Raw genomic sequence first — 11,164 nt, 5'->3', positions numbered from 1 at the left:
CCCGCACCCGTCAGCCGTGGGTGTGGTGGGGGAGGTGTCCCTTCCTCCGCGCCACCACGTAGGCCACGACGGCCAGGGTCAGGACGAGGGGCCAGCTGCCACCGAGCACGCCGACCACGGTCGCGAGCACGGGCACCGAGGCCAGGGCGACGACCGCGAGCGAGCCGGGGTCGCCGTCGCGCAGGGCCTGCCCGGCGTGGGTGCGCCCCTGCTCGTCGGGCAGGAGGGCCCAGGCGATGAGGTAGGCGCCGACGCCGAGGCCGAAGAACATCGCGAGCAGGACGGCGGCGACGCGCACGGCGGCGGGGGAGACCCCGAGGGTGCGGGCCAGGCCGGCGCTGACGCCACCGATCACGCCGGAGGCGCGGTCACGTCGCAGCGGCGAGCGGCTCAGGCCGGCGAGGGCGCGGTCGAGCCACGTGCCGCGGCCGGGGCGGCCGGAGGCGTCGGAGGTCGGGCCGGTGGGGACGGAGGTGTCCTGCGGGCCGGCTCCGGGAGCGGTCGGCGGCAGGGCCGGGGGGCGGTTGACGCCCCAGACGTCGTCGCGGGGCGTGCCCGCGGGGGTGCTGGTGCTGGTCGTCTCGTGCATGTCTCAAGGCTCTCCCGGGAGGGGTGCCCCGAGGCAGCCAGCGACCTCCCCGATCGGGAGGGGGGACAACCCCACCACGGGCCTCCGGTTCGCCGCACGCGACGCCTCACGACGAAGCGCCGCCTGGTGGTCCGAGGACCGCCCGACGGCGCTGCGACATACCCCCGCCGGGGCGGGAGCGAGGGATCAGAAGTTGATCATGTGGCCCGAGATGCCGTGCATGGCCTCCTTGAGCGCCTCGCCCAGGGTCGGGTGGGCGAAGACGACGCGGGAGACCTCGTCGGCGGTGAGGTCCCAGGTCTGCGCCACGTTGACCGCGGGCAGCAGCTCGGTGACGTCCGGGCCGATCATGTGCGTGCCGAGAATCTCGTTGTGCTCGGCGTCCGCGACGACCTTGACGAAGCCGACGCCCTCGCCGAGGCCCTGGGCCTTGCCGTTGGCGGAGAACGGGAAGGTCGCCACCTTGACCTCGTGGCCGGCATCCTTGGCCTGCTGCTCGGTCAGACCCATCGAGGCGATCTGCGGGTGGCAGTAGGTCGCGCGCGGGATCATCCGGTAGTCCAGCGGCATGGTCTCGGCGCCGGCGATGACCTCGGCGGCGACGATGCCCATGGCCTCGGCCACGTGGGCCAGCATGAGCTTGGCCGTGACGTCGCCGATGGCGTAGATGCCGTCGACGTTGGTGCGCATGTAGTCGTCGATCGCGATCGCGCCGCGGTCGGTCAGCTCGACCCCGGTGTTCTCCAGGCCGAAGCCCTCGACGCGCGGGGCGAAGCCGATGGCCGAGAGAAGGCGGTCGGCCTCGAGGGTCTCCTCCTTGCCGTCCTTCGACACCTTCACCTTGACGCCCGCGCCGGTGTCCTCCACCGACTCGACCTTGGTGCCGGTGAGCACCTTCACGCCGAGCTTCTTGTAGTGCTTGGCGAGCTCCTTGGAGACGTCGGCGTCCTCGGCCGGGACCATGCGGTCCATGAACTCCACGATCGTCACATCGACGCCGAAGTTGGCCATGACGTAGGCGAACTCGACGCCGATGGCGCCGGAGCCGGCGATGATGATCGAGCCGGGGAGCTCGTCGTCGAGGATCTGCTCCTCGTAGGTGACGACGTTCTTGCTCACCTGGACGCCCGGGAGCATCCGGGTCACCGAGCCGGTGGCGATGATGAGGTCGTCGAACTCGAGCTGCCGGGTGCTGCCGTCGTCGAGCGCGACGTCCATCGTCTTCGGGCCGGTGAGGGTGCCCCAGCCGTCGACCTCGGTGATCTTGTTCTTCTTCATGAGGAAGTGGACGCCCTTGACGATCCCGGCCGACACCTGGCGGCTGCGGGCGTGGGTCGGTCCGTAGGACATCGTGGCGTCGCCCTCGATGCCGTACTTCTTCTTCTCGTGCGTCAGCGTGTGCGCGAGCTCGGCGTTCTTCAGCAGCGCCTTGGACGGGATGCACCCGACGTTGAGGCAGACACCGCCCCAGTACTTCTTCTCGACGACGGCGACCTTCTTGCCCAGCTGGGCCGCGCGGATCGCCGCGACATACCCACCGGGGCCGGCGCCCAGGACAACAACGTCAAAGTGATCGGCCATAAGGGCCAGTATTGCGGACGGCCGGGCAGGTCGCGCCCGGCGGGGACCCCCGGACGCCCCCGCCCCTTCCGCGAGGGAGGGACGGGGGCGCCGGGAGGTATGGAGTCTCAGTCCTCCATGATCTCGCCCTCGGCGACCTCGTCGACGTCGTCCGTGGCGTCGGCCCAGTCGTCGTCGCGCGAGACCTCGGCCTCGGCGAGCAGGCGGTAGAGCTCGCGCCGGGTCTTCTCCAGCAGCTCGGCCGCGGTGGCGGAGAGCTGGGCGTCACCGGCCTGGCCGACCGCCTGGGTCGCCATCGCGACGCTGCCCAGGGCCTTCCAGAGCTGGCCGGCGGAGCGGCGTCCGCCGCCACGGGGGCCGAAGCCCGCCGCGCCGCGGGGGCCGCGACCACCGCGGTGCGACCGGTCGGCCGCCCACGGGTCCTCGGGCTCCGCGCCCGCCTGCGCCGACCAGGAGAGGTCGGGGCCCGCCTCGGCGGCCTGGCGGCCGGCGTCGGTCAGCTCGTAGGCCTTGCGGCCGTCGATCTCGGTCTGGCGGACCAGACCCTCGTCCTCCAGCTGGGCCAGCGCGGGGTAGATGGCGCCGGAGCTCGGGCGCCAGGCGCCCTCGGTGCCCTCGGCGATGCGCTGCATGAGCTGGTAGCCGTTGAGCGGCTCGTCCAGCAGCAGCTTGAGGACCGCGTTGCGGACGTCGCCGCGCCGGGCGCGGGGACGACCGCGGCCGCCGCCGCGCGGGCCGTGGCCGTGACGGCCCTGCTGCTCGCCGGGCCAGCCACCGCCCCAGCCGCCGCCGGTGCCGAACGGGCCCGCGGGCCCGAAGATGCCGCCGGGTCCGAGAGGACCGCGGGGGCCGAACGGGCCCTCGGGCCCGAAGAACTGCTCGGGGTCGAATCCGCCCCTGCCTCGGTAGGTCATGCCTGCCTCCTGCATCCAGGGCGACCGCACAGGATCACGGTCGCGTTCTTCGATGAGTATGACGTGATGGGTCTAGATATGTCAACGACATATCGAAAAGTGGATAGATGTGCACTACCTCACATCTTCATGCCAGGGGGTTGACGTGGCGGCATCCGTGGGAGAAGGTTGGCCACATGCACACTCTTGCCCTCGTACTTATTAGCCCGGGACGCGCCACGGCCTGACATCCAGCCGAGACGCGTCCTCCCCTCGTTTGCCCTCCGGGCCGAGGGGTTTTTTGTTGCCTCAGCACCGCCGGCCCCGCCCGGCACCCGCCCTCCCGGCCCACGACATACCCCCCGCACCACCTCGCGAACCAGGACCAGCAGATGACCGCCACGCACAGCGACCAGATCGTCGACGGAGCGACCTCGACGGCCCCAGGCACCACCGGAGGCTCCACCCCGGGCCCGCGCCGCACCGGCGCGGAGGCCCTCGTGGCCACCCTCGAGCGGGTGGGCGTGGAGCACATCTTCGGGCTGCCAGGCGGCGCGGTCCTCCCGCTCTACGACGCGCTCTACGGGGCCAGCATCCGCCACATCCTGGTGCGCCACGAGCAGGGCGCCGGCCACGCGGCCGAGGGCTACGCGATGGCGACCGGCAAGGTCGGCGTCTGCCTGGCCACGAGCGGGCCGGGCGCGACCAACCTGGTCACGCCGCTGGCCAACGCCTACATGGACTCCACGCCCATCGTCGCCATCACCGGCAACGTCGCCAGCACCGCGATCGGCTCCGACGCCTTCCAGGAGGCGGACATCCGGTCGATCTCGATGCCGGTCACCAAGCACTCCTTCCTGGTCACCCGGCCCGACGAGATCGCCGCGACCGTCGCCTCCGCCTTCCACCTGGCGCGCAGCGGCCGCCCGGGTCCGGTCCTGGTCGACGTCACCAAGGACGCGCTGACGGCGCTGGCCGACGAGAGCATGCTGCAGCTGCCGATGCCCGGCTACCGCGAGGCCACCGCCCCGGCCCCCGAGGAGGTCCGCGACGCGGTCGAGCTGATGCTCACCTCGCGCCGCCCGGTCCTCTACGTCGGCGGCGGCACCATCCACGCCGGCGCCTCCGAGGAGCTGCGGACGCTGGCCGAGCTGACCGGCATCCCGGTCGTCACCACGCTCATGGCCCGCGGCGTCTTCCCCGACAGCCATCCGCAGCACATGGGCATGCCGGGCATGCACGGCAGCGTCTCCGGCGTCGCCACCCTGCAGAAGTCGGACCTGATCATCAGCCTGGGCGCCCGCTTCGACGACCGGGTCACCGGCGCCAAGCACACCTTCGCCCCGGGCGCGACGATCATCCACGCCGACATCGACCCCGCGGAGATCGGCAAGAACTTCCCGACCGCCGTCGGCCTCGTCGGTGACGCGCGGGCCACGATCGCGGCCCTGGTCACCGAGTGGACCCGGCGGACCGCCGCCGGCGCCGCGCCCGACTACGACGCCTGGGTCGCGCGCTGCCAGGAGTGGAAGCGCCGCTACCCGCTGGGCTACGACACCCCGCCGAGCGGCGCGCTGGCCCCGCAGTACGTCATCGAGCGGCTGGGCGCCATCGCCGGCCCGGACGCCGTCTACGCCTCCGGCGTCGGCCAGCACCAGATGTGGGCCAGCCAGTACGTCGGCTACGAGCGCCCACGCCACTGGATCAACTCCGGCGGCCTCGGCACCATGGGGTATGCCGTTCCCGCGGCGATGGGCGCCAAGGTCGCCCTGCCGGACACCACCGTCTGGGCGATCGACGGCGACGGCTGCTTCCAGATGACCAACCAGGAGCTGGCGACCTGCGCGGTCGAGGGCATCCCGATCAAGGTCGCGGTCGTCAACAACGCCGCCCTGGGCATGGTCAAGCAGTGGCAGACGCTGTTCTACGCCGAGCGCTTCAGCGCCTCCCAGCTGCCCTCCATGCAGGTCCCCGACTTCGTCACGCTGGCCTCGGCCTACGGCTGCATCGGTCTGCGCTGCGACTCCCCGGAGGACGTGGACCGCACCATCGAGGAGGCGATGGCCGTCGACGACCGGCCCGTCGTCGTCGACTTCCGCGTCTGCAAGGACGCGATGGTCTGGCCGATGGTCCCGGCCGGCACGAGCAACGACGACATCCAGCACGCCCGCGACCTCAAGCCCGACTTCGGGGAGGACGAATGACCCTCCTGTCCGACTACCCGCCACCGGCACCGACCGTGCCCACGGCCCCCACGCCATACCGACCCACCTCCGCAGACCCGACCGCACCGAAAGGCAGCACCATGAACCCTCCGAAGAGCCCCACCAACCGCCACGCGCTGTCCGTCCTGGTCGAGAACAACCCGGGCGTCCTGGCCCGTGTCTCGGTCCTCTTCGCCCGCCGCAACTTCAACATCGACCACCTGGTCGTCGGCCCGACCGAGGACGCCAAGGTCTCCCGCATGACGATCGTCGTGAACGTCAGCGCCGAGCAGCTGCACAAGGTCACCAGCCAGCTCGACAAGCTGGTCGAGGTCATCCACATCGAGGAGCTGGCCGACGCCGACGTGATCCGCGACCAGCTGTGGGAGATCAACGACAACGGTCCGCGCCCGGTGGGCGCCATGGCCGCCGCCGCCTTCTGACCCTTCCGCACCACCCGCACGACCCGACAACCCCTACCGAACACCAGGAGAGTTACCGCAGATGGCCACCATGTACTACGACGACGACGCCGACCTCTCGATCATCCAGGGGCGCAAGGTCGCCGTCCTCGGCTACGGCAGCCAGGGTCACGCGCACGCGCTGTCCCTGCGCGACTCGGGCGTCGACGTGCGCGTCGGCCTCGCCGAGGGCAGCCGCAGCCGGGCCAAGGCCGAGGCGGAGGGCCTGCGGGTGGTGACGCCGGCCGAGGCGAGCGCCGAGGCCGACGTGATCATGGTGCTCGTCCCCGACCACGTGCAGCGCCACGTCTACGCCGAGTCGGTCGAGCCCCACCTGTCCGCGGGCAAGGCCCTCTTCTTCGGCCACGGCTTCAACATCCGCTTCGGCTACATCCAGCCCCCGGCCGACGTGGACGTCGCGATGGTGGCCCCGAAGGGCCCGGGCCACCTGGTGCGCCGGGAGTACGTCGACGGGCGCGGTGTGCCGGTGCTCGTCGCGGTCGAGCAGGACGCGACCGGCGGCGCGAAGGCGCTGGCGCTGTCCTACGCCGCCGCGATCGGCGGTCTGCGGGCGGGCGGCATCGAGACGACCTTCACCGAGGAGACCGAGACCGACCTGTTCGGCGAGCAGGCGGTGCTGTGCGGCGGCATGAGCCAGCTCGTGCAGTACGGCTTCGAGACCCTCACCGAGGCGGGCTACCAGCCCGAGGTCGCCTACTTCGAGTGCCTGCACGAGCTCAAGCTCATCGTCGACCTCATGTACGAGGGCGGCATCGCCAAGCAGCGCTGGTCGGTCTCCGACACCGCGGAGTACGGCGACTACGTCTCCGGCCCGCGGGTCGTCGACGAGCGGGTCAAGGAGAACATGAAGGCCGTCCTCGAGGACATCCGCAACGGTGCCTTCGCCAAGCGCTTCATCGACGACCAGGACGCCGGCGCGCCGGAGTTCACCGCGCTGCGCGAGAAGGGCGCCGCCCACCCGATCGAGGCGACCGGCAAGGAGCTGCGCGGCATGATGGCGTGGGTGAAGTCGCACGACTCGGACTACGTCGAGGGTTCGGCGGCGCGTGGCTGACGTGACCGCACCCATCACGGGGGTCGACCCCAAGCCGCGCTCGCGCGACGTCACCGACGGGCTGGAGCGGGCCGCGGCGCGCGGCATGCTGCGCGCCGTCGGTATGGGCGACGAGGACTGGGAGAAGCCGCAGGTCGGCGTCGCCAGCAGCTGGAACGAGATCACCCCGTGCAACCTGTCCCTGGACCGGCTCTCCAAGGCGGTCAAGGACGGGGTGCACGCGGCCGGCGGCTACCCGCTGGAGTTCGGCACGATCTCGGTCTCCGACGGCATCTCGATGGGCCACGAGGGCATGCACTACTCGCTGGTCTCCCGCGAGGTCATCGCCGACTCGGTCGAGACGGTCATGTCGGCCGAGCGGCTCGACGGCTCGGTGCTGCTCGCGGGCTGCGACAAGTCGCTGCCGGCGATGCTCATGGCCGCCGCCCGCCTCGACCTGGCCTCGGTCTTCGTCTACGCCGGCTCGATCCTGCCGGGTCGGGCGCGGCTGTCGGACGGGTCCGAGCGCGAGGTCACGATCATCGACGCCTTCGAGGCGGTCGGGGCGTGCGCCCGCGGGCTGATGTCGCGCGACGACGTCGACCGCATCGAGCGGGCGATCTGCCCGGGCGAGGGTGCGTGCGGCGGCTTCTACACCGCCAACACCATGGCGGCGGCCGCCGAGGCGCTGGGTATGTCGTTGCCCGGGTCGGCGGCCCCGCCCGCCACGGACCGCCGGCGTGACGGCTTCGCCCGTCGCTCGGGCGAGGCCGCGGTGCGGATGCTGCGCGAGGGCCTGACGGCCCGGCAGATCCTCACCAAGGAGGCGTTCGAGAACGCGATCGCGGTGACGATGGCCTTCGGCGGGTCGACCAACGCGGTGCTGCACCTGCTGGCGATCGCCCACGAGGCCGAGGTCGACCTCTCCCTCGACGACTTCCGCCGGATCGGCCGGCGCGTGCCGCACCTCGCGGACGTCAAGCCGTTCGGGCAGCACGTCATGGTCGACATCGACCGTGTCGGCGGCATCCCGGTGGTCATGAAGGCGCTGCTGGACGCGGGCCTGCTCCACGGGGACGTCATGACGGTGACCGGCCGGACCCTGGCGCAGAACCTCGACGACCTCGACGTGCCGCCGCTGGACGGCACGGTGCTGCGGGCGCTGGACAACCCGATCCACGCCACCGGCGGCCTGACGATCCTCGACGGCACGCTCGCCCCCGGCGGGGCGGTCGTGAAGTCGGCCGGCTTCGACTCCGACGTCTTCCGCGGCACCGCCCGGGTCTTCGACGGGGAGCGGGCCGCGATGGACGCCCTCGAGGACGGCACGATCACCGCCGGCGACGTCGTGGTGATCCGCTACGAGGGCCCGAAGGGCGGCCCGGGGATGCGCGAGATGCTCGCCATCACCGGCGCCATCAAGGGCGCCGGTCTGGGCAAGGACGTCCTGCTCATCACCGACGGCCGCTTCTCCGGCGGCACGACCGGCCTGTGCGTCGGTCACATCGCGCCGGAGGCGACCGAGGGCGGCCCGATCGCCCTGGTGCAGGACGGCGACCCGATCACCCTCGACGTGGGCACCGGCCGGCTCGACCTCGAGGTCGACCCGGCGGAGCTGGAGCGGCGGCGCCAGGCGTGGACCGCCCCGCCCCCGCCCGAGCGGGCCCGGCGCGGCGTCCTCGCGAAGTACGCCCGCCTCGTGGGCTCGGCCTCCTCGGGAGCCGTCACCCACTGACGCACCGTCCCCCGCGTGCCCGGTTCGGCCGGGCACGCGGGGGATCGTCGTCTCAGGCGGTCGCGTCCTCGGCCCGGGCCTCGCCGTTGGCGGCGACCGCGAGCTCGATCGCGGTGATCAGCGGCTGGTAGTGCTCGACGACCGCCGCGCGGTAGGCGTCGACGTCGCCGGCCTCCAGGGCGTCCAGCATCGCCGCGTGCGCCTCGACCGTGCGGTCGATGTCCCTGGCCGGGGGCAGCCCGAGCTTGGGGACCACCTCGGTGTGGACCTCCCACAGGGCGCTGACCAGCTGCTTGACGATCGTGTTGTCGAGCCCCGCGAGCAGCTCGCGGTGGAACTCGCCGTCCTCCTCGGCGAAGGCCTCGCCCCGCGCGGTGTGCTCGCGCATCCGCTCCACCAGCGCCCGCAGGTCGTGACGGGCCGGGCCGCCGCGGTGCACCTGGACGAGCTCCTCCGCCATACCCAGGTCCAGGGCGATGCGCAGGTCGACGACCTCGCGCAGGGTGCGCAGGTCGCCCTCGGAGTCGAGCACGCTGCGGAAGACCAGCCCGGAGACGAGCGGGGCCATCGAGAGCCCGCCGACGAAGCTGCCGTGGCCGTGGCGGACCTCGACGATGTCGAGGGAGGCGAGGGTGCGCATCGCCTCGCGGACCGAGGAGCGGGAGACCCCGAGCGCGGCGCACATCTCGCTCTCGGTGGGGAGCGGGTCACCGGGGTGCAGGCCCAGCTCGAGGATGTACTGCTTGATCTCCTCGACCGTGGACCACTGCGCCTTGCGGCGCCCGGCCGGGCCGGCTGCTGGCTTCACGCGCTCATCCTCCTGGTGCTGGGCGGGGTCGGCCCCGAAACCCCGTCGTTGACTCGGTCGGGGCCCCACTATAGTCTCTGCCCGACGTCAGATGTCCGATGTCATGTGAGCGCGCGGTGAGCGCCCGACGAGAGGTATGCGTAGCAATGACGAACGCACTGCAGCACCAGGCCAGCCGCCGTGGCTTCCTCCGGCTGACCGGCACCATCGGTCTCGCCGCCGGTCTCGCGGCCAGCCTCGCCGCCTGCGCGCCCGACGAGGACGGCACCGACGCCGCCCCGGGCACCGCGGGCAGCGGCGGCGGCGAGAACGAGAACGGCACGATCACCGCCGCCATCTCCTACGAGCTGGGCACCAACGGCTACGACCCGATGACCACCACCGCGGCCCTGACCGTGGCGGCCAACTGGCACACCATGGAGGGCCTGACCGAGCTCGACCCCGCGACCCGCGAGGTCTACGCGGCGCTCGCCACCGAGCTGCCCTCCGTGGGCGACGGCGAGACCTCCGTGGACGTCACGCTGCGCGACGGTGCGGTCTTCCACGACGGCACCCCGGTCACGGCCGAGGACGTCGTCTACTCCTTCGAGCGCGTCCTCGACCCGGAGAACGCCTCCCTCTACGCCGGCTTCATCCCCTTCGTCTCCGGCGTCACCGCCAAGGACGAGAAGACCGTCACCATCGAGCTCGCCTACCCCGTCGGTGTGCTCGCCGAGCGCCTCTCCGTCGTCAAGATCGTCCCCCGGGCGGCGGCCTCGGCCGACGCCGAGGCCTTCGACGCCAACCCCGTCGGCACCGGTCCGTGGAAGATGACCGACAACGGCGGCGTCAGCAAGGTCATCACCTTCGAGCGCAACGACGCCTACACCGGCCCGCGCCCGGCCCGTGCCGCGACGATGACCTGGCAGGTCATCCCGGACCCGGCCACCCGCACCAACGCCCTGCAGTCCGGCAGCGTGCAGGCCATCGACTCGGTGCCCTACCTGTCGATCGACCAGCTCAAGGCCTCGTCCACCGTCGAGTCGGTGCAGGGCTTCGGCCTGCTGTTCGCCATGTTCAACCGCACCGAGGGCAACCCGTTCGCGGACGTGCGGGCGCGCCAGGCCTTCCTCTACGCCCTGGACATGGACACCATCATCGCCACCGGCCTCACCGGCCAGGCCGACGCCGCGACCTCCTTCGTGCACAAGGAGCACCCGGCGCACCAGGACGCCAAGGTGGTCTACAGCCTCGACGCCGACAAGGCGAAGGCCCTCTTCGAGGAGGCCGGCGTCTCCTCCTTCCGCGTGCTCGCCACCAACCACGACTGGGTCAAGCAGTGCACCCCGATCATCGTGGAGAACCTCAAGGCGGTCGGCGTCGACGTGCAGTTCGAGGAGAAGCAGTCCGCGGACGCCTACACCACGATCGACGGCAACCCCGAGGCCTTCGACGTGCTCATCGCCCCCGGCGACCCGTCGGTCTTCGGCAACGACGCGGACCTGCTGCTGCGCTGGTGGTACGGCTCGGACCTGTGGACCGACTCGCGCATGCACTGGAAGGGCACCGAGAGCTACGAGACCGTGCAGCAGCTGCTCGACGAGGGGCTGCGCGCGACCGACCAGCAGGCCCAGATGGACGCCTGGCACCAGATCTTCGACCTGGTCTCCGAGGAGGTCCCGCTCTACCCGCTCTTCCACCGCAAGGCCCCGACCGCCTGGGACGACGAGTCGCTCGTCGACTTCGCCCCGATCGCGCTCACCGGCCTGTCGTTCGTGGGCGTCGGCACCACGAAGTGACCTGATCTCCCCGCGGGCGGCGGTCCCCACACAGCGCCGCCCGCGGGGAACCCGCGAGGGT

9 protein-coding genes are annotated in these 11,164 nt (G+C 71.9%); 5 read left to right on the top strand and 4 right to left on the bottom strand.

The features are described from left to right. Positions 1 to 10: 10 nt before the first annotated feature. The 3 genes from FB476_RS14175 to FB476_RS14165 all read right to left on the bottom strand — a co-directional run bounded on the left by FB476_RS14175 (position 11) and on the right by FB476_RS14165 (position 3,084). Positions 11 to 589 (bottom strand): PspC domain-containing protein, encoded by a 579-nt coding sequence (locus FB476_RS14175; protein ID WP_141820538.1) that lies wholly within the window; start codon positions 587 to 589, stop codon positions 11 to 13. A 186-nt stretch (positions 590 to 775) separates the two neighbouring features. Then, positions 776 to 2,170 carry a dihydrolipoyl dehydrogenase gene (gene lpdA / locus FB476_RS14170; RefSeq protein WP_141820536.1) on the bottom strand — a complete coding sequence of 465 codons (1,395 nt, stop codon included), beginning with the start codon at positions 2,168 to 2,170 and terminating at the stop codon, positions 776 to 778. Positions 2,171 to 2,277: 107 nt separating this feature from the next. Continuing rightward, positions 2,278 to 3,084 (bottom strand): PadR family transcriptional regulator, encoded by an 807-nt coding sequence (locus FB476_RS14165; RefSeq protein ID WP_238329810.1) that lies wholly within the window; start codon positions 3,082 to 3,084, stop codon positions 2,278 to 2,280. 371 nt (positions 3,085 to 3,455) lie between these two features. Between FB476_RS14165 and FB476_RS14160 the strand changes: the two genes are divergently transcribed. From FB476_RS14160 to ilvD, 4 genes are all read left to right on the top strand, one after another. After that, on the top strand, positions 3,456 to 5,267 hold the full coding sequence (locus FB476_RS14160) for an acetolactate synthase large subunit (protein ID WP_141820532.1): 1,812 nt from the start codon (positions 3,456 to 3,458) through the stop codon (positions 5,265 to 5,267). A 101-nt stretch (positions 5,268 to 5,368) separates the two neighbouring features. After that, positions 5,369 to 5,710 carry an acetolactate synthase small subunit gene (ilvN, locus tag FB476_RS14155; RefSeq protein WP_141820530.1) on the top strand — a complete coding sequence of 114 codons (342 nt, stop codon included), beginning with the start codon at positions 5,369 to 5,371 and terminating at the stop codon, positions 5,708 to 5,710. A gap of 61 nt (positions 5,711 to 5,771) precedes the next feature. After that, the gene (gene ilvC / locus FB476_RS14150) at positions 5,772 to 6,803 is read left to right on the top strand and encodes a ketol-acid reductoisomerase (protein ID WP_141820528.1); all 1,032 of its coding nucleotides are present in this window, start codon (positions 5,772 to 5,774) and stop codon (positions 6,801 to 6,803) included. Between the two features lies 1 nt (position 6,804). Next, positions 6,805 to 8,517 carry a dihydroxy-acid dehydratase gene (gene ilvD, locus FB476_RS14145; protein ID WP_238329825.1) on the top strand — a complete coding sequence of 571 codons (1,713 nt, stop codon included), beginning with the start codon at positions 6,805 to 6,807 and terminating at the stop codon, positions 8,515 to 8,517. Positions 8,518 to 8,569: 52 nt separating this feature from the next. Here the strand turns inward: ilvD and FB476_RS14140 are convergent, their stop codons facing one another. Next, positions 8,570 to 9,325, bottom strand: a complete 756-nt coding sequence (locus tag FB476_RS14140) for a FadR/GntR family transcriptional regulator (protein ID WP_141820525.1) — start codon at positions 9,323 to 9,325, stop codon at positions 8,570 to 8,572. Between the two features lie 146 nt (positions 9,326 to 9,471). Between FB476_RS14140 and FB476_RS14135 the strand changes: the two genes are divergently transcribed. Then, entirely contained in the window at positions 9,472 to 11,103 is a 1,632-nt protein-coding gene (locus FB476_RS14135; protein ID WP_141820523.1) for an ABC transporter substrate-binding protein, read from the top strand. The last annotated feature ends 61 nt before the right edge of the window (positions 11,104 to 11,164 follow it).

The sequence above is a fragment of the Ornithinimicrobium humiphilum genome, from assembly GCF_006716885.1.
Taxonomy (GTDB): domain Bacteria; phylum Actinomycetota; class Actinomycetes; order Actinomycetales; family Dermatophilaceae; genus Ornithinicoccus; species Ornithinicoccus humiphilus.
The sequence above is the reverse complement of the archived record's forward strand: the minus strand, read 5'-3'. Positions and strand labels throughout refer to the sequence as shown.

Bases quoted from the DNA above. Each gene is read 5' to 3' on its own strand.
- FB476_RS14175 (WP_141820538.1), bottom strand. From the start codon at position 589: ATGCACGAGACGACCAGCACCAGCACCCCCGCGGGCACGCCCCGCGAC.
- lpdA (WP_141820536.1), bottom strand. From the start codon at position 2,170: ATGGCCGATCACTTTGACGTTGTTGTCCTGGGCGCCGGCCCCGGTGGG.
- FB476_RS14165 (WP_238329810.1), bottom strand. From the start codon at position 3,084: ATGACCTACCGAGGCAGGGGCGGATTCGACCCCGAGCAGTTCTTCGGG.
- FB476_RS14160 (WP_141820532.1), top strand. From the start codon at position 3,456: ATGACCGCCACGCACAGCGACCAGATCGTCGACGGAGCGACCTCGACG.
- ilvN (WP_141820530.1), top strand. From the start codon at position 5,369: ATGAACCCTCCGAAGAGCCCCACCAACCGCCACGCGCTGTCCGTCCTG.
- ilvC (WP_141820528.1), top strand. From the start codon at position 5,772: ATGGCCACCATGTACTACGACGACGACGCCGACCTCTCGATCATCCAG.
- FB476_RS14135 (WP_141820523.1), top strand. From the start codon at position 9,472: ATGACGAACGCACTGCAGCACCAGGCCAGCCGCCGTGGCTTCCTCCGG.